Source organism: Sphingomonas sp. LT1P40 (assembly GCF_036663835.1).
Taxonomy (GTDB): domain Bacteria; phylum Pseudomonadota; class Alphaproteobacteria; order Sphingomonadales; family Sphingomonadaceae; genus Sphingomonas.
On the sequence record NZ_JAXOJT010000002.1, the window covers coordinates 895,304 to 917,208 of the forward strand.

Below are 21,905 nucleotides of genomic sequence, written 5' to 3' on the forward strand. Positions count from 1 at the left end.
CGCGGCTAGCGGTTGTTCCAGGAAAAGCCCGTGCCGAGCACCATCTGATCGTTGACGGGGTAACGGCGTGGAAAAAAGCCGTCATAAGCGACCTCTCCGGCCTCGCGTCGGGCAAGGGCGCGGTCGAGCGCGCGCAGGTCGTGCATCGCAAGGCGCGGCGCGGAAAATCCCTCCCCGCGGCGACAGCAATGTGCCGTCCACAGAACCGTGCGCTCGGGCAGGCGTTTGATCAGATGCTGCGCCGTGCGGCGATAATCCGACATGCTGGCACCCGGAAGAAACGCGTAAAGCATGGTCGGGTAGATGAAGTCGCCGGTGAACAGCCACCCCGCGCGTTCGTCGAGGATCGCGGCGGAATGCGGGGTATGGCCCGGCGTCGAGAGGATGGTGACGACGCGATCGCCCAAATCGATCCTGGTTTCGGGCTTGATCCATTCGGCAATTTTGACGGCGGGTGGCGCCTTGCCATCGAACATGCCAAGAAACGCATAGCGATCGGGCTTGAGTACGCCATCATGGACTTGGGCACGCACCGCGTCGTTGTCGAGCATCGCGATACGATCGAACGCCGCGATGCCGCCCAGATGGTCGAAGTGAAGATGCGATGGCAGCACCGTCACCGGCACGCGCGCCAACCGCTCGACCAGCGGTCGCATGTTGCGGCTTCCCGACCCGGCATCGAACAACAGGGCACGTTCGCTGCCGACGATCAGATAGGAATAATTCGCCTGATAGTAACGCGGCTCGCCGATCGCATAGGTACCACCACCCAAATCCTGTACGGCGAAATAGTCATCAACCATGCGCCCGGCCGCCAGCTTCACCGGCGCTTTTCCCAGCGGGAAATAGCCGAAACGATAAGGCACCAGTTCGGCGTAAACGAAAGGGGCAAACATTGCCGCCGTCACCGCCGACAATGCCAATAGGGCCAGTCCAATCGTCAGCCAGCGCTTGATCAAATCCAGGCCCCTCTGACCACTAAATCTGTGGCAGGCGAGCGGTCGCGCTGCAACCCGACCGCTCGCCCGCAACCCGGTCAGAACGTCTTGGTGAAGCGCAGACCGATCCGACGCGGCGGCAATACGCCGGTCGAGAAACGACGGTTATAGACCGGGTTGCCGGCCGCCACCACGGTCTGGTTGTACAGCGGCGTGCCGCGCGTGCTGACTTCTGCGAACTGATCGAAGACATTGTTGGCATAAAGCGTCACCGACCAGCCCGCGTCGCGATCGATCAGCCCGGCACGTGCATAGCTGATCGAATAAGCGGGCAGGGTATAGCTGCCCCCGCGCCCGCCCGTGCTGCTCAGGATATCGCCGGTGAAAATAGTGCTCCAGCCAAGATCGAGATCGATCCCGCTGCTGACCGGCGTGTCATAGGACAGCCCCACGCTGCCGCGATGCTTGGCCGATCCGGGCAGCCGGTCGCCAGCCTGCCCATCGACATAGACGCCCCGGAAGCCGGGCGGCACGATCGTGCGGATCAGGTCGTTGGAGAATTCGTCCAGCTGCGCGTCAGTATAGGTGTAGCTGCCCTGAAGGCGCAGCCCTTGCATAATCTGCGCATCGAGGCTGAGTTCGACACCCTTGCTGGATGCTCCCGCGCCATTGACCGTGATGCCGACCGCGCCGACCTGCGTCGAAGACGAGATCTGCACGTCTTTCCAGTCGATATAATAGACGGCGGCATTGAAGCTGACCCGGTTGTCGAGAAACTGGGTCTTGATGCCCAGTTCATAGTTGGTCGTCGTGTCGGGCGTGTAGAACAGTTCGTTGGGCTGCCCGCACACGAAGGTGGTCGGCGTCAGCGGAACCGGGCAGGGGAAGAGGCCGTTCGAGCTGCCGCCGCGATAGCCCTGGCTTACCGTGGCATAGGCGAGCACTTCGGGCGAAAAGCGGTAGGAGGTGTTGAACTTGCCGAGCACCCCGTCATCCTTTTGCCCGCCAGGCGTGAAAGTGAATACCGGACCGCCTGCAGGGAAGGGTGGGAATGTGGCGGCCGATTGCAGACGTAGATCATAATTATAGTAGCGGCCGCCGACCGTTACCTGCCACGCATCGGTCAGTTGATAGGAGAGTTCGCCGAAGGCCGCATATTCGGTTCGATCGCTAAGATCGATCGAGATGTAGTCGCGGTCGTCCCCGATGCCATAGTTGAAGAATTCATGCAGGCCGGGCGTGTACTCGGTATAGTCGACCCGTCGTTTCAGCTGGTTATAGAACCCGCCAATGGTCCAGCTGAAGGGGCCATCACTCTGCGATACCAGGCGAACTTCCTGATTGATCCGCTCTTCCGTGATGCGCTCGTCAGTGAAGTCCACCAGCCCTGGGAAGAATTCATAGCCAAAGCCGAGTTCGATCGCGAGGTCGGTCTGATCGCGCTGGCTGCGCTGGCGATAATAGGAATAGCTGGAGGCGGAGGTCAGCTCTGCAAAGCCGAGATCGAACGTGCCCTCCAATGCGACGAGCTGGTTGTCCCGCTTTGACGGCTCCACCACACGCAACGCCGATTCATACGCGCCGAATGCCACCGGCAGATTCGTCACGCCGCGCGACGACGACTGACGTCCACCGACATCTTGGAACTGAAAGTAATAAGTGAGGTTCAGATCGATTCCGTTCGTGGGCATCCAGCGTGCGGCAACACGGCCGGACCACGTATTCTCATAATTGACGTCGCGTTCCCGGCTGAAGTTCGCAGCGCGAGCGGCAGGTGTGCCCAACGCGTTCGGCAGGGATGCGCCCGGCCGCAGCAAGACCAAAGGCTGGTCGATGAAACCCGAATCCGCAAGCCGGTCGGCCGAGGCGCGGATGGCAAACGTGCTGCTGATCGGCAGGTTGATCGTGACCCCGCCATCGACGCTCCAGCTATTTGCCGCGCTGTAGCGATAGGTATCGCCCCGGAATTCCAGCGTGCGTTCGGTAAAGCTGGGGCGTCTCGGAATATAGCGAATCGCGCCGCCCAGCGTTCCCGCCCCGTACAGCGTGCCCTGCGGCCCGAGCAGCACTTCGATCCGTTCCATGTCGTTGAGCTTCAGCTCGACGAAGATCGGGGTGTCGCCGACATAGGTAGCGACGGTGCCGCCACCGTCGTTGCTGTTGTCATTGTTGTTGAGCGGCGCGGCGTTGAGCCCGCGGACGATGATCTGGCTGCCACCGCGCGGTCCCTGATCGAGAATGGTGATTCCCGGGACAGCGCGCACCGCTTCCGATAGCGTGCTCAGCCCCTCGCGCTCGATCTGCGCGCCGGTTACGGCGGCAATGTTGATCGGTGCGTCCTGAATGGCGGTCGCGCGCCGGGTCGCGGTGACGATGATTTCGCCGTCATCGGCCGCGTCCGCTTGCTGTGCATGCGCGCTAGTGCAAACCGAGACCATCGTAACGGCGGTGACGGCAACCGAATTCAGAAGTCGGCGATGAAGGATGGAAAGCATTTTTGCCTGTCCTTGTTTGGGCAACCCCCAATAGTAGCCCCTCGCTGTTGTTTAGGACATTTTATCCAATTGCAACCCTGAATCTGATGGGACGGTCACGATGCACCGATTGTGAGGAAGTGAGACCTGCTTGCAACAGGCGGAACGTGCATTTAGCCCGTCGAGAGTGAACGGAAGCGACAACAAGGAAGGTCGAAGCACGTCCACATTTCGGCTTGTTTTTTTATCCAATCTAGCGTCTTTTATTGAATTCCGCGAGCCGGTGACCGTCTTAAAGGGTTAGACACATGCGCAATATCCGTCGGCGCGACATGCTTCGCAGCATTGCCGCGGGCGGCGTCCTCGCAGGATCGGGCGGGCTACCCAGCGCCCCTGCGACTGGGCGAACCGGAGCGGTTCAGGCGGCCAAGACCGGCGCACGACGCGCGCATCTGGTGGTCAACGGACTCGATCCCTCCGCGCTGACCCCTGCCTATCTCGACATGCTGCAGGCGGGCGGTGTCGACTGCTGGCATCAAAGCGTGCCGTCATCGATCGAAGGCTTGGCCCGGCTGTTCAACCTGCTCGACACGCATAAAACCCGCATCTCTGCTGCGCGCAGTGTCCGGGAAATCCACGATATTTACGCACAGGGCCGGATCGCACATATTTCCGGCTGGCAATCGGCCGCAGCGTTGATCGTCAACGGCGACGGTGTCCCCGGCAATTTGCGGACGTATCACGAACTCGGTCTGCGCATCTGTGGGATTGCCTATAACGCCGCCAATGCATTCGGCGGGGGCAGCCTTGATCCGCAAATCCCGTTGACCCGAGCCGGACGACGGCTGGTCGAGGAAATCCACCGTTTGTGCATTGTCCTCGATGTGGGCGGTCATACCGGTGAACAGACATCATTCGATGCCATCGCCATGTCGGCCGGGGTGCCGGTGGCCTGCACACATACCAACGTTCGCGCGCTCAACGATAACGCGCGCAACTCAAGCAATCGGCTGCTGGAAGCGATCGCCCGCACCGGCGGCGTGGTCGGGGTGACCGCGTTCAGCGACTTTCACGTTCGCACGGCGCGCGACGCAGCGGTGCCGCGATCGCCCCAGGCGCGGCTGGAACGGCATCTCGACCAATATGATTATCTCAAACGGCTGATCGGCGTCGATCATATCGGGCTTGGCCCCGATTTCCTTGAAGGCCGCAATACGCCTGGCATGGCGTCCGCTGCCGATCTGGAGATGATGCCGGCCCAAATTTACAGCCCTGAACGTCCGTGGTTCTACGTCCATGGGTTCGAGAATATCGGCCAGCTGCCCAACGTGATCGACGGTCTGCGGCAACGCGGATGGACGGCGGCGGAATTGCAGAAGTTGCTCGGTGAAAACTGGCTGCGCGTTTATGAAAGGGTCTGGGGTGGCTGATCGCAACGACGTAACGGGCGCAACGGCAGATCCGGCCACTCCCGCCATTTCACGCAAGCAGATCGCGGGGGTGTGCGTCGGCAATGCGATCGAGTTCTATGATTTCGTCGCCTACGCCTATTTCGCCGCGCAGATCGGCCGCACCTTCTTTCCCTCCGAAACGCCGGGCGTCAGCCTGCTTGCATCGCTGGCGACCTTTGGTGTGGGCTTCTTCACCCGCCCGCTCGGTGCGCTGATCCTTGGGCGCTTCGCCGATCGCGTCGGGCGCAAGCCTGCCATGCTGGTGTCGTTCGGATTGATGGGCTTCGCTTCGGTGGGCTTGCCGTTGATCCCGCCCTATGCCGCAATCGGTGTCGCCGCACCGATATTGGTGGTCGCGATGCGGTTGCTTCAGGGGTTCGCAATCGGCGGCGAGGTCGGCGCGAGCACGGCATTCCTGATGGAAGCGGCGCCGCCCGACCGGCGTGGCCTTTATGTGTCGTTCCAGGCGATGAGCGCGGACATTGCGTCGCTGACGGCGGGCATGCTCGGGCTGATCCTCGCCAGCACGCTTGATGCCGCTGAGCTTGATAGCTGGGGCTGGCGCGTTGCCCTATTAGCAGGCGCGGTGATCATCCCGGTGGGGCTGATCCTCCGCCGGACGCTCAACGAGACGCTAGTTCCACTCGAAAGCGGGGCGCCGCCGCCGCACATCCCGAATTACTGGCGCGCGGCGATCGCCGGCTTCTGCCTGATTGCGGCCGCAACCACGACAAACTATCTGCTCAAATATATGACGACCTACGCCAGTTCGACGCTTGGCATGGCGACGACCGTTGCATTCGGCGCGACCGTCGTGATCGGACTGTGCGGCGTGTTCTGTGATCCGCTGGGCGGCTGGCTGTCGGATCGCTTTGGCCGCAAGCGCGTGATGGCGCTGCCCTGGACGTTTCTCGTCATCGCAGTATTTCCGTGCTTTGCGCTGCTTGAAAGCCAGCGTTCGGCCGGTGCGCTGTATCTGGCTTGTGGCGTGCTGGCCTGTGCCTCGACCCTGGCATCGTCGGTGTTTTTCGTCGCGATCACCGAAGCGCTACCGCATCGCGTGCGGTCCGCCGCCCTGTCCCTCATCTATGCCTGCGCCGTATCGATCTTCGGCGGATCGGCGCAGTTTCTGGTCGCCTGGATCACCCGCATGACCGGCAATCCGATGACGCCGGCATGGTACATGATCTGCGGCGCGGTGGTTGGCCTGATCGCCATCCGCATGCTGCCCGAAACCGCGCCGATCCGGCTGCGCGCGTTGCAGGCATGCGCGGCGAAATGAGCGTCACGCTGATCACGACGGCGATCCTGGTCGCATTGGTGCTGTTGGCGCTGGGCTTTGCGGCGCGATGGTGGACGATCGAGCGCAGCCACACGCATGACGTGCCCGTGCTTGGCTGGATCGACACGCTGATCGGTTTCGTCACCAACTTCTTCGACACGCTTGGCATCAGTTCGTTCGCATCCACCACTGCAGCATACAAGTTGCTGGACCGCGTGCCGGACGAACAGATCCCGGGCACCCTGAATGTGGGTCACGCGTTGCCGACGGTGGCAATGGCGCTGATCTTCATCGCCACCGTGTCGGTCGATCCGGTCACGCTGATCGGCATGATCGGCGCGGCGACTGCGGGTGCGTGGCTCGGCGGCGGCTTCGTCTCACGCCTCCCGCGCCGCGCGATCCAGCTCGGCATGGGAATCGCATTGTTGCTTGCGGCGGCACTCTTCCTCGCCGCGTTGCTCGGGGCGATGCCGGGTGGCGGCACGGCGGAGGGTTTGTCCGGCGCGAAACTAATTTTCGCGATCGCTGCCAGTTTCGGGCTTGGGGCGCTGATGATGCTCGGCATCGGCCTCTACGCACCGTGCCTGATCCTGGTCAGTCTGCTTGGCATGAGCCCGATCGTCGCATTTCCGATCATGATGGGGTCATGCGCCTTCCTGATGCCGGTCGGCGGCGTGCGCTTCATCGCGAGCGGTCGTTACAACCTGTGCGGCGCATTGGGGCTGACGCTTGGCGGCATCTTTGGCGTGCTGGTCGCGGCTTACATCGTCAAGTCGCTGCCGCTCGACTGGCTGCGCTGGCTGGTGGTGATCGTCGTGACCTATGCCGCGCTGGCGATGCTCAATTCCGCTCGGCGCGACCGTCGGAAAGCGGCGAACGCCGCGTAATTTCATCAAATCTCCACGGAGCCTGCCATGCGCGATTATCTGAAATTCTACATCGATGGCGCATGGGTTGATTCGGTCAGCGAAGCCCGGATCGATGTGATCGACCCGGCGACCGAGCAGCCCATTGGCCAAGTTGCAGCGGGCGGCGACGCCGATGTCGATCGTGCGGTCGAGGTCGCACGACACGCCTTTGCGACGTGGTCGCGCACCAGTCGGGCGGAGCGGCTTGATATCCTGCGCCGGATCGTTGCGGAATATCGTCGTCGGGAAGCGGACATTGCCGATGCGATCATGGCCGAGATCGGCGCCCCGCTGACGTTGGCGCGGACCGGACAGGTCAAGAGCGGCTTCGCCCATCTCGAAACGGCGATCGCCGTGCTCGAACGCTACGAGTTCGAGCAGCCGCGCGGCACGACCATGCTCATGCGCGAGCCGATCGGCGTGTGCGGCCTGATCACGCCCTGGAACTGGCCGATGAATCAGATCGCGTGCAAGGTCGCCCCGGCACTGGCGACCGGTTGCACCATGATCCTGAAGCCGTCGGAAATCTCGCCCTTCTCGGCCTGCATCTTTGCCGAGGTGCTGGACACGGCGGGGGTTCCGCCGGGGGTCTTCAATCTGGTCAATGGTGGCGCGGCGACGGGTGCGGCAATTGCCGCACACCGTGGGATCGACATGGTGTCCTTCACCGGATCGACCCGGGCAGGGGTAGCGGTGGCGATGGCTGCGGCACCCACAGTCAAGCGCGTCGCCCAGGAGCTGGGCGGCAAATCCCCCAACATCCTGCTGCCAGACGCCGATTTCCCCAAGGCGGTCGCCGCTAATGTCCGCCAGTTGATGGCGAATACCGGCCAGTCGTGCAACGCGCTGAGCCGCCTGATCGTCCCCGCCGACCGCATGGAGGAAGTGGCGGCGCTCGCCCGCGACGCGGCAAAAGCGGTCTCCGTCGGCCTTCCCCAGGATGACACCACGATCGGTCCGGTCGTGTCGGCGGTTCAGTGGAACCACATCCAGGGTTTGATCAGCAAGGGCATCTCCGAAGGGGCCACGCTCGTCGCCGGCGGGCCGGGCCGCCCCGAGGGTCTTGCACACGGATACTTCGTCAAACCGACCGTCTTTGCGGATGTCACCAGCGACATGACGATCGCACGTGAAGAGATATTCGGCCCCGTGCTGGCGATCCTGGGCTATGAAACGGTGGACGATGCGGTGCGCATCGCCAACGACACCGACTATGGACTGGCGGCGGCGGTGTGGGGCGGCAACCCGGATTCGGTGCGCGAGGTGGCGTCGCGGTTGCGGGCCGGGCGCGTCGGGATCAACGGCGCGGGTGGCGACCTGTTCTCCCCCTTTGGCGGCTACAAGATGAGTGGCAATGGTCGAGAATGGGGCGATTTCGGCTTTGACGAATTTACCGAGGTGAAGGCGATGCTCGGCTACGCCGCATCGTGACGATGCGCCGGGCGGGACGGCAACCGGATGCCGCCCCGTCCATCATGCGCTAGAAGCGCCGCGTCACACTTAGCGAGAAATTGGCCGGATTGCCGGCCATATTGCCATAGAGCAACGTCTGGTAGTTATTGATGTAATAGGTCTTGTCGAAGATGTTCTCTATGTTGAGCTGCAGGGACCAGTCGTCGATGTCATAACCCAGGCTGGCGTCGACAACCGTGTAGCCCGGAATATCGATCGACGCCCCGGTGTAGGACGTTCGCACCGCATCGACATAGCGCACACCGCCGCCAATCGACAGCCCGGCCAGGCTACCCTGGTTCGCCGAGTATATGCCAAAGGCGCTGAAAGTGTTTTTCGGCAGGTACAGCGCGCGCTGGCCGACCGCTGCGGCATTGGTGTCCCGGTTTACGCGGGCGTCGAGATAGGCGTAGCCAGCATTGATCTGAAACCCGCCGCCCAATTCGCCGAGTGCCTTTACCTCAAAACCCTGGTGCCGCACTTCACCGACCGGCCGGTAATAATCGATGCCGCTGACGTTGCGGTCGAACGCGGAGAAGTTGGTTTGCACGATGTGATAGGCGGCGGCTGTCAGCAACAATCGTCCGTCCAGCGTGCGTGACTTGATCCCGACCTCCCACTGCTCTCCGCTCAGCGGCGGCAGGACGTCCTGATTGACCATCAGGCGCGGCTGCGGGCTGAACGATTCGCTGTACGAGACATAGACGTTGGTGCTGGGCGCCACTTCATAGGTAAGGCCCGCGCGCAGGCTGACCTGTCCGGGCACGTCATAGATCTGGACCGCGCCGTTGGTGGTCCGCTTGGCGTCCGGCTTCGAGTAGGACGCGCCGATCAGCAGCGTGATCGCGTCGACCGGCTTGATCACCGCCTGTCCCGCCAGCGTCATCGTCTGGGTGCGAATGAACGACGCGAATGGGTTGAGCGGCAGGTTCAGCCGATTGTTGAACGCCAGCCTGATATTCTCGGTCGTATCGAAGATGTTGATCGTGCCGGTGCCGGCGGGCGAGCGCGTCGTCGTCTTTTGGTCGCTGTCCTGGTAGAGTGCGGCGAGCGAGATAAAGCTTTCGGCCAGACCGAGGCTGTCGAGCTTATAGATGGCCGACGCGCCGATGCCGTAGTTGACCGTCCTGACGGCGGAGCGCCGATTGACCTGAAAGCGCGCGTCGCCATTGGCGAGCAGATTATAGGCATAGGCGGCGGCCCCGGACTGGCGCGCATCCTCATAATTGCCCTTCAGCGTCAGTTCGAAATCCTCGCTTGGCGCCCAGCGGAGATTCGACGTGGCATAGGTGGTGCGGCTGGTCGTCGAAATATCGCGTGAACCAAGAAAGAAAGAACGTGGAACCGCGGCGGGGACGCCATTGGCATAGACTGGAATGCCGTCGAACGACGTGCGCCGATACTTCTCGTAGCCGGCGTGGACAAAGCCGCTGAACGTATCGCTGAAATCAACGTCAAGACCGCCATAAATCACGGTTTTCGAACGCGAGAGTTCATCGATGAAGCTTTCCGCGCCGTCGTGCACCACCAGCCCGATCGCGCGGACATTGCCGTCTTTGTCCAGCGCTCCGGCGACCTGTCCTTCGACCCGGATCGCCTTCCACGAACCGCTCTTCACCAGCAGATAGCTTGGCGTGTTCGCCCGCGCGCTCTTGGTCGCATAGTTGACGAGGCCGCCGGGGCTGGAGATTCCATACACCACCGACGATGGCCCCTGCACGATCTCCAGCCGCTCGAATATCGCGAAATCGGGTTCGTACGAGACATAGGTGGCGATTGCATTGATTCCGTCGATCGCTCGACCGGCGCTGAAACCGCGCAGCTTGATGACCGTACCGTTGTTGGTGGGATTGCCCGCGTTGATCGCACCGGGCGTATAGGCACCGATATCGCCGAGCGTGCGCAAATTGGCCGCCTTGATGAAATCTTCGCTCACCAGGCTGATCGATTGCGGCACGTCCTCGATCGGCAGCGGCAAATTGGTCGTGCCTCGGGTATCGACGTCAAGGAACTGGTATTGCCCGGTAACGACGATTTCGTCTTCGGGAAGACTAGCCTCCTGCCCGCGCGCCGCGCCCGACCCAGCAAACAGACAGGCGCACACCAACGCCGTCATCGAAGTTCCATAACGATCGGAAAGCAATCCAGCCATGATTCGATCCCCCCAACTAGAACTCGAATCGACATACAGGATATTGTATCCAATCGCAAGATGGTGCAGCGCGGCGGAATTTGGCGTCGGCACGGACCCGCTCCGATTGTCAGATTTCAGTCGGTCCGCGCCATCAGCCGACCCCAACTCGACAGGAAGCGCATCTTGCCGTCGCCATCCGGCCGAATGAATCGGATCAGCCGGTCGGCCGCTGCCGCAGTGCTCGCCCTGCCCTTGAACGAATCGTTGCCAATCGACTCCAGCCGGATCGGTGGGCTTTGGGTACTGGAGTTATCATAGGTCAGGAACTTGTCGTCGGTCCGCAGGAACAGCCCGCCCGCGTCCTGTGTCACCGCATAGCGGTCGGCGACATCCTCATAGACGCCAATATAGCGGCCGGCATCGATCGGACGGGGATCGACCGGCTGGCTGTCGATCGACGGCTCGCCCACTTTTATCCCGGTCCAGGCTTCGACGATTGGATCGAGGAACGCTGAGATCAGATTGTTGCCCTTGTCGCTGTTGGTCAGCAGCACGGCGACTCGGCCGCTGGCAGGATGGGCGTAGACCTTCGATCGCACGCCGGGGCCACTGCCACCATGGCTAAGCACGCCACCGGGCAGGATCATCCAGCCCAGTCCGACCTTCTCCCCCCAGCCACCGATCGGTACGAATGCGGCGGATTCCTGCATCATGCGGCTTGCCGAGGCGGCCGTCAGGATGCGGCGACCGTTGGACCCGATGCCGCCACCGATCAGCGCGCGCGCCAGCGTGACCGTGTCGGCAGCCGAGGTCATCTGAGTCGAGCCGGCAGGCGCGAAACTGGCCGCAAGGAAGGGTCGCGTGGTCTGCACGCGCTGGCCGGTCGCGGCATTGGTGAGATCGCCGACGCTAACGCGAAATCGCGGTGCTTCCAGCGGATCGACCAGCGCATGGCGCATGTCCAGCGGTTCGTAGAGCATGGTCTTGACCAGCGTGTACCAGCTCTTGCCGCGCAAGCGTTGCACGAGATAGCCGGAAATGACCGTCGCGACATTGTTGTAGGATGTTTCCTGGCCTGGCGGGAACAACTGCCCCAATGTTGCGCACCGTTCGATGGTGTCGACAATGCGCTCCTGATCCGGGCCATATTCCGGCAACCATGACCCATCAATGCCGCTGCTATGGTTGACCAGCATGCCACAGCTAATGTGTTTCGCCGCCGCCATGTCCCGCAACCGGAAATCTGGAAGATGCTTGAGCAGCGGGTCTTCCAGCGCGATTTTGCCCTCGTCGACCAACTGCATCAGCAGGGCTGTATTCGCGATCTTGGTGATCGATCCGACATGCATCAACGTATCTGGCGTGACGGGATCGGCGGTCACGCTGTTGCGCATCCCCGATACGGCGGTGTGCAGTTGTTTGCCGTCCCAATAGGCGAAGGATGCGCCCGTTACCTTGGCGGCTACCCGTGCTGCCTCCAGCTGGGCAGTGAAACTATCGATCCCGTCTGCGAGCCGCGTACGGCCAGCGTCGGCAGGCGCCGATAACCCTGCAGCCGCCAGCGCGGTGCCGGAGCGGCAAAGATCGCGGCGTGTCAGCATCATATCCATCGATCCCTCATCAGAACATTCTCGATTGGATAAAATATTCCTCGGCTGGCATCAACAGTTAGTGAAGGCATTCAGCGAAACTGAGAAATAACACTGCGAATCCGGCACTACCGCCCCCATCCGTAACAAGCGTTCAAACGATTTGCGAACGCTCAGCACCGCTGCTTTTCCAGCGGTATACGTCAGTCGAGCGGCAAACTCGACGCGGCGGCAAATCGTTCACTGCCTGTCAGGTCGCCATACGCAAGCCAGTCACACGACGGATGCAACCACTGCGAACCCACTGCTCCCACCCAGCCTAGCAAACCACCCCGAGTTACCCCAGCGTTACCACGGGCTTTGCCCCGCCAATTCAGGAGCGGCTAAGTTACTCGGTAGACTCGGGAAAATGGTGCGCCCGGCTGGATTCGAACCAGCGGCCTCAAGCTTAGAAGGCTCGCGCTCTATCCAACTGAGCTACGGGCGCACGCAGGTTCGTTAGCGCGGATTGCGCGGGCGGGAAACCGCGATCATAGTCCGGCCCCGCAGCGCAAGGGGGACGGCGATGAGCGAGGGGACGCAACCGGCACGGATCAACGCCGGTCAGATCGCGGGCGGGCAGTTCCGCTATTACGACTATGTCATGGCGGCGTTCTGCGTCATCCTGGTGCTGTCGAACGTGGTCGGCGCGGCGAAGGTGGCGACGCTGGGCGGGCTGACATTCGGCGCGGGCATCCTGTTCTTTCCCTTGTCCTATGTCATCGGCGACGTGCTGACCGAGATTTACGGTTATGCCCGGGCGCGGCGGGTGATTTGGGCCGGGTTCGGCGCGACGGTGTTCGCGGCGGTGATGTGCTGGGTCATCGTCATCATGCCCCCCGCCCCGGGCTGGCAAGGGCAGGACGTTTACGAGGCTGCGTTCGGGCAGGTGTGGCGGATCGTCGGGGCGTCGGTTATCGCATTCTGGGCGGGCGAGTTCGTCAATTCCTATGTCCTCGCCCGGATGAAGATCGCCACTGGCGGCAGGCATCTGTGGAGCCGCACGATCGGATCGACCGTGGTTGGCCAGGGCATCGACAGCCTGATCTTTTATCCGCTCGCGTTTCTGGGCGTGTGGAGCACCGAACAGGTGGTGATGGTGATGGTCACCAACTGGGGACTGAAAGTGCTGTGGGAAGTGGTGCTGACGCCGGTGACCTATGCCGTGGTCGGGTTCCTGAAGCGCCGTGAGGGCGTGGATGTGTATGACGAGGGAACCGATTTCACGCCGTTCCGGACGAAGGTCTGAGCGTACGCCAGCGTTCAGCCTGTGCCCGGACCGGTCAAGGCTGCGTTGCATATTCATGTTTGGCGCCCATCCACCCCACTGATTCTGGGCAGATCAGTCCGGTAATATAACCAAATAGGATTGGGGACGCAAGAGTCCGGGGCCGGAATCGAACCGGCTCATGGCGGATTTGCAATCCGCTGCGTTCCCATTTCGCCGCCCGGACAAATGCCGCCGCCTTCAGGGGTGACCGGCGAGACTTGCACCCGCTAACACCGGAATCACAAACCGGCCGCGCACTGGATTGCGTTCGGCCACACCTGAAGGCGGCAAAAAGCCTGGTTATTCTGAAGAATTGGTCAGGGTGACAGGATTTGAACCTGTAACCTCCCGCCTCCAAAGCGGGCGCTCCAACGCGCTTGAGCTACACCCTGATCGACGGGCGCAGCGATGCAACCGTCAATGTCGACAGGTATCGGGTCGCGGTCGCGGAAAGAGCATCAGGCTCGACATGACATCGCATATCGCAGCATTGAAACGACTTTGCAAGAGCCTATTTGGTGAGCATCAAATACGGCTCAAGCCACCGCTTCGAGCAATCCTGCAAACAGCCGGCGTCCGTCGGTGCCGCCATGCGCGGCTTCGACCTTGCGTTCGGGGTGGGGCATCATGCCGAGGACATTGCCGCCGGCGTTGACGATGCCGGCGATCTGGCGGGCGCTGCCGTTGACGTTGCCGGCGTAGCGGAAGGCGACGCGGCCTTCGCCTTCGAGCCGGTCGAGCGTGTCGCTGTCGGCGAAATAATTGCCGTCATGATGCGCCACGGGGATCGAGAGCGCCTCTCCCGCCTGATACGCGCTGGTGAAGATCGACTGGCTGTTGTCCACGGTCAGATCGACGTCGCGGCATACGAAATCGAGGCCGCTGTTGCGCATCAGCGCGCCGGGCAGCAAGCCGGTTTCGGTGAGGATTTGAAAGCCGTTGCAGATGCCGAGCACCGGCACGCCGCGATCCGCCGCCGCGACCACCGCGCGGACCACCGGCGAGCGGGCCGCGATCGCGCCGCAGCGCAGGTAATCGCCATAGGAGAAGCCGCCGGGAACAGCGATCAGGCCGAGGCCGTCGGGCAATTCGCTGTCGCCATGCCACACCATGTGTGGCTTCGTGCCGGTCACGCTCTCGATCGCCACCGCCAGATCGCGGTCGCAGTTCGATCCGGGAAAGACGATGACGGCGGTCTTCATGCCACAGCGTCCTGACGCTCGATCCGGTAGTTTTCGATGACCGTGTTGGCGAGCAGCTTCTGGCACATCGCGTCGATATCGGCATCGCTGGTGCCATCGGCGACGTCGAGTTCGATCAGCTTGCCGACGCGAACTTCGCCCACGCCCGAAAAGCCGAGCGAGCCGAGCGCATGCTCGATCGCCTTGCCCTGGGGGTCGAGCACGCCGTTCTTGAGGGTGACGACGATGCGCAGCTTCATGACGGTTCCTCCGGGGATTTGCCGCGCCCTATGCGGCGGTGCGGGTTCGGGTTCAAGGGGCAAGCTGTGCGGATCGATGCGGACAGGGCGGGGGTCGGCTTGACACACTTGACACAAAACACAGGGTTGACGGCGGATGCGACCGCGAAGCGGCGGGTTTGCGACGCGAGCACGCCACCGAGGCGGCGATAACGCGGCAGCGACGCGCCACGAGCGCGCCACTCGCGGCGAGAATGCGACGGCTTCGTGCAGTAACGCGCCACAGGTCTGACGTGTAAGAAGTAAAGTTTGTGGGTCCATCGAACAGGTTAGAGCAGATGAAATCCAATTAGGAAAATGCCAACCGGTGGATTGCGGGACCGCCTCGCTACCTTTTGTTTACCGGCGTCATGGGACGCTGAACCTGCCGAGTCGCGCCGAGGGCGGCGCGAGGGGCGGGAGTATGCAGCGATGGCCTTTCTGGCGATCACGATGTTCGTCGTGCTGGTGGCGTTCGGCCGGGAGTATTTCGGCTGGAGCGACCCCGGCGGGATGGTGACCATCGCACTGATCTGTTCGTTTATCTTCGGGATTATCGCGGGGATGAAGACGCGGGGGTGAGGGTGGGATGCGCGGCGTTGCGACTAGCGGCCTGTCCGGAAACGACCCAGTTGCGGACGTTCCGCAGCTAGATGTAGATTCCGGTGATGAAAATGCGGTCATCCGTTTTGGCGCTATTCGGAACACTGGCTCTCGCGGGTGCCGCACACTCAACTGCCCCAGCAGAATGTCTGGGCGGCCTTGCCTCCGCCTTACGAGTAGGCGGCTTTTCCGGCTCAGTTGATTGCCAGCGCGATAGGCTATCCGTCAAATATGTTGGTCAGGTGCAGGCGTCGGGCCGATCTTTCCGAATATACTCGAATCGATACCGGCTTAGGCCAGCCTGTTCCCGTTGCGCAATCCACGGCGGCCACCGCTTGATCTTCATGGAGGGCGATCGTTACACAGGACAATACCGGTTAGATTTCGAGAAGGCCTATATGCACCGAGGAAGCCTAATGCTTGCGCCAACTGATCCAGATTTAGGCAGACCCGTAACCGTGCGCTTCACCTCGGATGGGCCTTCTAAGCAACTATGGGTAGGCGGCGAGGTGGTCGACTTCTTTAGGTAGTCCAGCGCTTTATGTCTGCTTTCCACCGAGGTCGTGCCGTTCGACGGTGACGGCGCGCCGCTAAAAGCGGTCTAGCCGGAAACGATCCAGTTGCGGACGTTCGGCTCGAATGCGACAAACTTCGATAAGCAAACCAAATCGTGGAGTGGAGATGAGCGAACATCGCGGAAGCTGCCATTGCGGTCGTGTCCGGGTTGTCCTGCGCGAGACGCCAGTGGAAGCGGCAGAATGTAATTGCTCGATATGCCGACGCACAGCGGGACTTTGGCACTATTGCTCTCCCGACGTTGTTACGGTTGTTGGAACTGGCGTCGCTTATCGGCAAGGCGATTGTGCGCTCGATTTGTGGCACTGCGGCACCTGTGGCTGCACGACGCACTGGACACCGACGGATTCGGCCTACCCGCGTATGGGCGTCAATCTCAGGATGCTAGACTCTGAAGTTTGGAGCCACCTGCCACGACGCATGGTCGATGGGGCCACCTATTAGCACGAGGCCGTGACGTCCGTTTTCCAGCCAGTCCCGGTCGTTCCGGCGCTGACGACGCCGTTCTGATAGCGGTCGGGCCGGAAACGACCCGTTAGCCGCCGTCCGATGGCGCTCCAACTTTCCAAAAGGCGGCAGGTAGTTGGTCTAGAGGAGCGAGGTATGTCTGGGACTTGCTTTGCGATGTGTTAAGCTCGACGCCGATCGGAACTGCGTGCGATTGGGGGTCGTTGCCTGGACAACGGGGGATGCTGAATGACGCTGGATAAAACCTGCATGCTAGCGGTGCTGGCTGGAGCAATGTTCTGTTCCACCGTTCCGGCGTTGGCTTCTGAAGCTAGCGACCTGGACGCTATGGTCCATAAATGGGCTGCAGACATGAACGTCGGGAATATGAAGGCATTCTATGATGCGTGTGCGCCGCGAGTTGCGATAGTCGACGGCTTCCCGCCCTACGCTTGGCACACATGTCAGGATTGGATGAGAGATTATGAAGCCAACAACCGTAGAATAAAGGCCGCGCGGGGAACACTTTTAATCGGCAGTCCGCTCTGGATTGACGTCCAAGGAGATCGTGCGGTGCTCAACTATTCCGCGACGTTTACCCACGTTCAGGATGGCAAAACCGTGACGTACAAAGGCATGTGGGCGGTGTCGCTCGTACGCACAAAGAGAGGGTGGCTGATCACGGGTTCAGGGTCTGCATGGGGGTCTGACTAGCTGACCAAACAGCTTGGGCGAGTTAGTGAACCTTCGCGGGCGCCACGCCCAAGAGCAACCTTGCCATCCCGGTTCACCGATTGCTGCAAGTCCGCTTTCCACTCACTATCGGACGTTCCCGCGCTAATTGCGCCATTCCCAAAGCTGCCGAATCGGAACGATCCGTTTGCCGGTCTTCTAGCCCCTCCCGCGAAAGCGGGAGAGGTTGGGGAGGGTCTTCTTTCGTACGGATGGGGTTGATCCGACGGGGGTCGGGTGGGGTGACCGGGCAAGGAAGAAGAAGGCCCTCACCCAACCCTCTCCCGCGAGAGCGGGAGAGGGCTAAGAAGAAGGCAATCGTTGAACGGTCGCGGCTTCCCCAACAACGGATTTCCCAAAGAAGCGGGATCCCGGGTCAAGCCCGGGATGACGAAGGGGGCAAGGATGACGAAGGCGGTAGGGATACCGAAGGGGCAGGGGTAACGAGGGGGTGGGCGCGCGCACGCCCCCGCCAAGCTCCGACCTACTTCCCCCGCTTCTTGCGATGGGTTTCCAGGTCCAGCACCGCCGACTCCGCATCGTCGGGCAACAGCCCCAAACGCCGTGCAACTTCCTGATAGGCCTCGACTTCGCCGCCCAGGTCGCGGCGGAAGCGGTCCTTGTCGAGCTTTTCGTTGGTGGTCATGTCCCACAACCGGCACCCGTCCGGGCTGATCTCGTCCGCCAGGATGATGCGGGCATAGTCATTGTCCCAGATGCGGCCGAATTCGAGCTTGAAGTCGACCAGCCGGATGTTGATCCCGGCGAACAGGCCCGACAGGAAATCGTTCACGCGGATCGCCATGTCGGCCATGTCGTGCAGTTCGTCCTGCGCGGCCCAGCCGAAGCACAGGATATGCTCCTCGGTGACCATCGGATCGCCGAGCGCGTCGTCCTTGAAATAATATTCGACGATCGTGCGGGGCAGCTGCGTGCCCTCTTCGATCCCGAGGCGCGTCGATAGCGAACCGGCGGCGACGTTGCGCACGACGACTTCAATCGGGACGATTTCGACCTGACGAATCAGCTGCTCGCGCATGTTGAGGCGGCGGATGAAGTGCGTCGGGATGCCGATATGGCCGAGCAGCGTGAACACATGCTCGCTGATGCGGTTGTTGAGCACGCCCTTGCCGCTGATCGTACCCTTTTTCTGGGCATTGAACGCGGTCGCGTCGTCCTTGAAATACTGGATCAGCGTGCCGGGTTCCGGACCCTCATAGAGGATCTTGGCCTTGCCCTCATAGATTTGGCGACGACGTGCCATGTCTGCGGCTGTCCTTCAGAAACAAGGTGCCCCGGCGGCGCGACGGCGGACCGCGCGCTGCCGGGGCTTCTGGGCGCGCCTATATCGAAAGGGGCGCGGGGGTGCAATCAGTCGCTCGGAACGGTTGCGTCCTTTTGGAAGCGGCGGACGCGTGGGCGCAGACGGCGCCACAGCAGCAGGCCGAGCAGCAGGACGAGCGCGGGCGGGCCGAGCACCGCGAGTGCGCCGAGTACGAAGGCGAGCGTCGCCTGTGCGGAGGATGACAGCAGGTCGAGCGAACTGGTCAGCGGGGCGGCGGCGTCGAACCCGCGGATGGCGCGGCCCGAGCGATAGTCGAACGTCATCGGCGTGTTGGCGAGCGATTCGCGCTGGGCGGTGGTGTCGGTCTGTGTGGCGGCTGCGCGTCCGGCGATTTCGGCGCGCTGGCGCTGAAGTTCGGCGCGCTCGCTGGCGGGCAAGTTGGTGCGGGCCAACTCCTTGTCGATGCGAGCGATTTCCTCCTGTGCGCGGGCGCGGTCAGTGGCGAGGCGGGTGATTTCGGCCCCGGCGTCGGTGCCGGTGATTTCGGCGTCGACCAGCGTGCCCTCGGCCTTCTGGATCGCGGCGATGCCCTGTTTGCCGAAATTGCGGGCGAGGGCGGGATCGAGCTTGAAGGCGAGCATCGCTTCGACGCGGTCCTCGCCCTGAAGCTGGTAACGCATGCCGGTGATGCGGCAGCGGGCGATGCCGAGCGCTTCGCACGCAGCGGCGTGGGTTTCCTGGGCGGTGGCGATCTGGGTGGCGGGAAGGCTGAAGGCGTAGCGATAGTTGAAGGCGACGCCGGGGGCGGCGGTGACGCGGACGCCGGCAGGGGCTTCGGCAACGTCCGCTGCCATTTCGGTTGTCGGCTGGCTGGCGCTTTCTTCGCGTGGGGCTTGCGAACAGGCGGCAAGACCAAGGGCCAAGACAAAAATTGCGGAACCCGATCTCCAATGCATGGCTATCTCTCCAACGCGCGGCTCAACTGATCGCCGCCAAAGCACGGTTCGTCGTGCGAGGATAACACATCACATCAGGGGGTATTAAGCAACCGCCGTTTTTTCGCCACAATTGGGCGACGCGATTTCAGTCGCTTAGACTCGTTCGTCGTCCTTTGGCGAAAACCAGCGCTGGATGATGTTGCGATTGGGCGCGTCTTCATCCTCCGGGTTGCGATAGGCTTGCACGTCGCTGCTTGCCGCTTGTGCCGGGGCACCGCCGCCAGTGCCGTGAATCAGGAAGCGCAGCAGCAATGCGCCGGCCACCAGCAACAGCAATACGGGTCCGACTCCGGCCAACACCTGGGCGAGGCCCGCGATCGAGCCCATCAGTTTGTTGCCGGCCTCCTTGAAACTGGCATCGGTGGAGCCGTTGAGACCGGGGGCGGGGGTGCCGGAGATATAGGTCATCAGCACCGGGGCTGTGGCGAAGGTCTGGCCCTGTCCGGCCTCGACCTCCCCGATTACCTCCAGCGCGGTCTCCAGTCGCTGCGCGCGCGCCTGTTGCGCCGGATCGTTCGCGGCGGAGCGGGCGTTGGCGAGTTGCTCGCGCAGCCGGGAGACGAGCAGGTTGGAGCGTGCGGCGGCGGTGGCGTCGGCCCCCGCGATCTCGTTTTCGACCAGCGCCCCGGCCTTGGTGACGACAACGCGCGTCGCTTCCTCGCCGAAGCTGCGCGCGACGCCGGGGTCGATGCGGAAGGTGAGGGTCGCGCTGATGTTGCTGGCGTCATCGACGCGGTAGCGCATCGACAGGATGCGGCAGCGCGCGGGGCCGAGCTTGTCGCAGCCCGCCGCATGCGCCTCGACCACCGCCTTCACATGATTGCCGGGGAGCTTGTAGGCATAGCGATAGTCGAACGCACCACCGGCGGCGGTCAGTGCCGCGACCGCCTCGCCGCTCATCGAATCGCCCGCCTTCGGCCTCTGCGTCGCGGTGTCGCAACTGGCGAGGGCCAGCAGCGCCAGAATTGCAGTTGCGACTCGCATGTTTTTCCCCGCCCCGTTTCGCTGGCGGTACGATAGGGGAAATGGTTAACGCCCGGAAGGGTGCGCATCGGCGCGTGTATCGAAACGGGAAGGTGCGCGCCGTGCGCGTGGCGTGAGCCGGGCCAGGGCGCGCCCTAGCCGGTGGAAAGCGCGGTCGATGCCGTCGCTCAACACCTGATGGTTTTCCGCCCAGAAGCGGTCATCATAGTCGTTGCGCATGGGTTGAACTCCTGATCCGCCATCCGATCGGCGGTGACCTTCAGATGGGCTGCCGCTGCGCGAAGGACCAACAAAAGCATCGACCTCATTCATCATCTGTGATTATGGATAGAGATGCGCCTGATACCGCCACTTTCCGCTGTTCGCGTGTTCGAGGCGGCGGCGCGCCTGGGCAATTATACGCGTGCCGGCGAAGAGCTGGGGATGACCCAGGCGGCGGTGAGCAACCAGGTGAAATTGCTGGAAGAGCGGCTAGGACTGGTGCTTTTCCGCCGCAGCGGGCGGGGCATCGCGCTGACCCCGCTGGGCGAACGGATCGCTCCGCTGGTGACGCGCGCGTTCGACGGGCTGGGCGAAGCCTTTGCGGTCGCGCGTAATGAGAGCGACGCCGTGCTTACCATCAGCACATTCAATACATTCGCTTCGAACTGGCTGGCCGCGCGGATCGGCGGGTTCCAGCTCGCCCGACCCGATATCGCCGTGCGGCTGAAGGTCGAAGATGCCCGGGCCGATCTTGAGCGCGGCGACGCCGATGTCGCCATTCGCGGCAGCGAGCAATCCGGTCCCGGTCTTGCCTGGCATTTGCTGATGGATGTGCCGGTCGCACCCTTTGCCAGTCCGGCTTTGCTCAAGGCCTATCCGCCGGTGCGCGATCCCGGCGATGTGTTTCGCCTGCCGCAACTCTCGCCCGAGGACAGCTGGTGGCGCTGGTGGTTGCGGCAGGCGGGCGGAACGCCGAGCGGCGAGATGGCGGCCCCCGGGGTCCGGCTCGATTCGCAGATACTGGAGGGGAACGCCGCGATCGGGGGGCAGGGGGTGGCAATACTCAACCCAGTGATGTGGCAGGTGCAGATCGACGCCGGCCTGCTGGAACAGGTGCACCCTTATGTCGCGCGCGACCGGATCAGGCTGTGGCTGGTCTATCCCGAATATCGCCGCCACGCGCCGAAGATTCGCGCGTTTCGGGACTGGCTGCGCGGCGAGCTTGCGCTTGCCGCGCGCGACGACCACTGGGGCGCATACCGCGTGCAAGGCGAGTCCGGGGCGCAGTTGTTGTAGCGCTCA

General features: G+C 62.6%; 19 protein-coding genes and 3 tRNA genes. 9 read left to right on the plus strand and 13 right to left on the minus strand.

Annotation, left to right across the window (positions count from 1 at the left end; translation table 11 throughout):
- Window positions 1-5: 5 nt before the first annotated feature.
- Both U1702_RS15950 and U1702_RS15955 read right to left on the minus strand, forming a co-directional pair.
- On the minus strand, window positions 6-959 hold the full coding sequence (locus U1702_RS15950; protein ID WP_332726162.1) for an MBL fold metallo-hydrolase: 954 nt from the start codon (window positions 957-959) through the stop codon (window positions 6-8).
- Between the two features lie 77 nt (window positions 960-1,036).
- Complete coding sequence (locus U1702_RS15955; protein ID WP_332726163.1) at window positions 1,037-3,376, minus strand: TonB-dependent receptor; 2,340 nt, start codon at window positions 3,374-3,376, stop codon at window positions 1,037-1,039.
- A gap of 344 nt (window positions 3,377-3,720) precedes the next feature.
- Between U1702_RS15955 and U1702_RS15960 the strand changes: the two genes are divergently transcribed.
- The 4 genes from U1702_RS15960 to U1702_RS15975 are packed head-to-tail and all read left to right on the plus strand — an operon-like array spanning window position 3,721 to window position 8,484.
- Window positions 3,721-4,842, plus strand: a complete 1,122-nt coding sequence (locus tag U1702_RS15960; RefSeq protein WP_332726164.1) for a dipeptidase — start codon at window positions 3,721-3,723, stop codon at window positions 4,840-4,842.
- Complete coding sequence (locus U1702_RS15965; RefSeq protein WP_332726165.1) at window positions 4,835-6,145, plus strand: MFS transporter; 1,311 nt, start codon at window positions 4,835-4,837, stop codon at window positions 6,143-6,145. Before U1702_RS15960 ends, U1702_RS15965 begins: the two co-directional genes overlap by 8 nt.
- The gene (locus U1702_RS15970; protein WP_332726166.1) at window positions 6,142-7,032 is read left to right on the plus strand and encodes a TSUP family transporter; all 891 of its coding nucleotides are present in this window, start codon (window positions 6,142-6,144) and stop codon (window positions 7,030-7,032) included. The genes U1702_RS15965 and U1702_RS15970 overlap by 4 nt, the downstream gene beginning before the upstream one ends.
- 27 nt (window positions 7,033-7,059) lie before the next feature.
- Window positions 7,060-8,484 carry an aldehyde dehydrogenase family protein gene (locus tag U1702_RS15975; protein ID WP_332726167.1) on the plus strand — a complete coding sequence of 475 codons (1,425 nt, stop codon included), beginning with the start codon at window positions 7,060-7,062 and terminating at the stop codon, window positions 8,482-8,484.
- 49 nt (window positions 8,485-8,533) lie between these two features.
- On the opposite strand, the gene U1702_RS15980 is transcribed toward U1702_RS15975, so the two are convergent.
- From U1702_RS15980 to U1702_RS15990, 3 genes are all read right to left on the minus strand, one after another.
- Complete coding sequence (locus tag U1702_RS15980) at window positions 8,534-10,657, minus strand: TonB-dependent siderophore receptor (RefSeq protein ID WP_332726168.1); 2,124 nt, start codon at window positions 10,655-10,657, stop codon at window positions 8,534-8,536.
- A gap of 116 nt (window positions 10,658-10,773) precedes the next feature.
- Entirely contained in the window at window positions 10,774-12,249 is a 1,476-nt protein-coding gene (locus U1702_RS15985) for a serine hydrolase domain-containing protein (protein ID WP_332726169.1), read from the minus strand.
- A 389-nt stretch (window positions 12,250-12,638) separates the two neighbouring features.
- Window positions 12,639-12,715, minus strand: a tRNA-Arg gene (locus U1702_RS15990).
- Between the two features lie 78 nt (window positions 12,716-12,793).
- Here U1702_RS15990 and U1702_RS15995 point away from each other — a divergent pair.
- A complete protein-coding gene (locus tag U1702_RS15995; protein WP_332726170.1) occupies window positions 12,794-13,516 on the plus strand; it encodes a queuosine precursor transporter in 723 nt (240 codons plus the stop codon).
- Window positions 13,517-13,649: 133 nt separating this feature from the next.
- Here U1702_RS15995 and U1702_RS16000 read toward each other — a convergent pair.
- The 4 genes from U1702_RS16000 to purS form a co-directional block, all read right to left on the minus strand.
- A tRNA-Cys gene (locus U1702_RS16000) sits at window positions 13,650-13,721 on the minus strand.
- Window positions 13,722-13,851: 130 nt separating this feature from the next.
- Window positions 13,852-13,929: transfer RNA gene (locus tag U1702_RS16005), tRNA-Pro, on the minus strand.
- Between the two features lie 144 nt (window positions 13,930-14,073).
- Window positions 14,074-14,739: a phosphoribosylformylglycinamidine synthase subunit PurQ gene (purQ, locus tag U1702_RS16010; protein ID WP_332726171.1), complete on the minus strand. Its 666-nt coding sequence runs from the start codon at window positions 14,737-14,739 to the stop codon at window positions 14,074-14,076.
- Window positions 14,736-14,978, minus strand: coding sequence for a phosphoribosylformylglycinamidine synthase subunit PurS (gene purS, locus U1702_RS16015; protein WP_332726172.1), 243 nt, complete (start codon window positions 14,976-14,978; stop codon window positions 14,736-14,738). Before purS ends, purQ begins: the two co-directional genes overlap by 4 nt.
- Before the next feature lie 450 nt (window positions 14,979-15,428).
- Here purS and U1702_RS16020 point away from each other — a divergent pair, with 450 nt between their 5' ends.
- The 3 genes from U1702_RS16020 to U1702_RS16025 all read left to right on the plus strand — a co-directional run bounded on the left by U1702_RS16020 (window position 15,429) and on the right by U1702_RS16025 (window position 17,336).
- Window positions 15,429-15,578: a hypothetical protein gene (locus U1702_RS16020; protein WP_332726173.1), complete on the plus strand. Its 150-nt coding sequence runs from the start codon at window positions 15,429-15,431 to the stop codon at window positions 15,576-15,578.
- Between the two features lie 702 nt (window positions 15,579-16,280).
- The gene (locus U1702_RS17135) at window positions 16,281-16,619 is read left to right on the plus strand and encodes a GFA family protein (RefSeq protein WP_443026854.1); all 339 of its coding nucleotides are present in this window, start codon (window positions 16,281-16,283) and stop codon (window positions 16,617-16,619) included.
- Window positions 16,620-16,871: 252 nt separating this feature from the next.
- Entirely contained in the window at window positions 16,872-17,336 is a 465-nt protein-coding gene (locus U1702_RS16025; RefSeq protein ID WP_332726174.1) for a hypothetical protein, read from the plus strand.
- A gap of 502 nt (window positions 17,337-17,838) precedes the next feature.
- Here U1702_RS16025 and purC read toward each other — a convergent pair.
- The 4 genes from purC to U1702_RS16045 all read right to left on the minus strand — a co-directional run bounded on the left by purC (window position 17,839) and on the right by U1702_RS16045 (window position 20,840).
- The gene (purC, locus tag U1702_RS16030; RefSeq protein WP_332726175.1) at window positions 17,839-18,618 is read right to left on the minus strand and encodes a phosphoribosylaminoimidazolesuccinocarboxamide synthase; all 780 of its coding nucleotides are present in this window, start codon (window positions 18,616-18,618) and stop codon (window positions 17,839-17,841) included.
- Between the two features lie 107 nt (window positions 18,619-18,725).
- Window positions 18,726-19,562: a hypothetical protein gene (locus U1702_RS16035; protein WP_332726176.1), complete on the minus strand. Its 837-nt coding sequence runs from the start codon at window positions 19,560-19,562 to the stop codon at window positions 18,726-18,728.
- 168 nt (window positions 19,563-19,730) lie between these two features.
- Window positions 19,731-20,621 carry a hypothetical protein gene (locus U1702_RS16040; protein WP_332726177.1) on the minus strand — a complete coding sequence of 297 codons (891 nt, stop codon included), beginning with the start codon at window positions 20,619-20,621 and terminating at the stop codon, window positions 19,731-19,733.
- Between the two features lie 45 nt (window positions 20,622-20,666).
- Window positions 20,667-20,840: a hypothetical protein gene (locus tag U1702_RS16045; protein ID WP_332726178.1), complete on the minus strand. Its 174-nt coding sequence runs from the start codon at window positions 20,838-20,840 to the stop codon at window positions 20,667-20,669.
- 114 nt (window positions 20,841-20,954) lie between these two features.
- Here U1702_RS16045 and U1702_RS16050 point away from each other — a divergent pair, with 114 nt between their 5' ends.
- Entirely contained in the window at window positions 20,955-21,899 is a 945-nt protein-coding gene (locus U1702_RS16050; protein WP_332726179.1) for a LysR substrate-binding domain-containing protein, read from the plus strand.
- Window positions 21,900-21,905: the final 6 nt, after the last annotated feature.

What these genes read in the sequence shown, in the direction of transcription:
- purQ (WP_332726171.1), bottom strand. Translation starts at nt 14,739, where the DNA reads ATGAAGACCGCCGTCATCGTCTTTCCCGGATCGAACTGCGACCGCGAT.
- U1702_RS16025 (WP_332726174.1), top strand. Translation starts at nt 16,872, where the DNA reads ATGACGCTGGATAAAACCTGCATGCTAGCGGTGCTGGCTGGAGCAATG.
- U1702_RS15960 (WP_332726164.1), top strand. Translation starts at nt 3,721, where the DNA reads ATGCGCAATATCCGTCGGCGCGACATGCTTCGCAGCATTGCCGCGGGC.
- U1702_RS15980 (WP_332726168.1), bottom strand. Translation starts at nt 10,657, where the DNA reads ATGGCTGGATTGCTTTCCGATCGTTATGGAACTTCGATGACGGCGTTG.
- U1702_RS15955 (WP_332726163.1), bottom strand. Translation starts at nt 3,376, where the DNA reads ATGGTCTCGGTTTGCACTAGCGCGCATGCACAGCAAGCGGACGCGGCC.
- purS (WP_332726172.1), bottom strand. Translation starts at nt 14,978, where the DNA reads ATGAAGCTGCGCATCGTCGTCACCCTCAAGAACGGCGTGCTCGACCCC.
- U1702_RS16040 (WP_332726177.1), bottom strand. Translation starts at nt 20,621, where the DNA reads ATGCGAGTCGCAACTGCAATTCTGGCGCTGCTGGCCCTCGCCAGTTGC.
- U1702_RS15970 (WP_332726166.1), top strand. Translation starts at nt 6,142, where the DNA reads ATGAGCGTCACGCTGATCACGACGGCGATCCTGGTCGCATTGGTGCTG.
- U1702_RS16050 (WP_332726179.1), top strand. Translation starts at nt 20,955, where the DNA reads ATGCGCCTGATACCGCCACTTTCCGCTGTTCGCGTGTTCGAGGCGGCG.
- U1702_RS15985 (WP_332726169.1), bottom strand. Translation starts at nt 12,249, where the DNA reads ATGGATATGATGCTGACACGCCGCGATCTTTGCCGCTCCGGCACCGCG.
- U1702_RS17135 (WP_443026854.1), top strand. Translation starts at nt 16,281, where the DNA reads ATGAGCGAACATCGCGGAAGCTGCCATTGCGGTCGTGTCCGGGTTGTC.
- U1702_RS15975 (WP_332726167.1), top strand. Translation starts at nt 7,060, where the DNA reads ATGCGCGATTATCTGAAATTCTACATCGATGGCGCATGGGTTGATTCG.
- U1702_RS15995 (WP_332726170.1), top strand. Translation starts at nt 12,794, where the DNA reads ATGAGCGAGGGGACGCAACCGGCACGGATCAACGCCGGTCAGATCGCG.
- purC (WP_332726175.1), bottom strand. Translation starts at nt 18,618, where the DNA reads ATGGCACGTCGTCGCCAAATCTATGAGGGCAAGGCCAAGATCCTCTAT.
- U1702_RS16045 (WP_332726178.1), bottom strand. Translation starts at nt 20,840, where the DNA reads ATGCGCAACGACTATGATGACCGCTTCTGGGCGGAAAACCATCAGGTG.
- U1702_RS16020 (WP_332726173.1), top strand. Translation starts at nt 15,429, where the DNA reads ATGGCCTTTCTGGCGATCACGATGTTCGTCGTGCTGGTGGCGTTCGGC.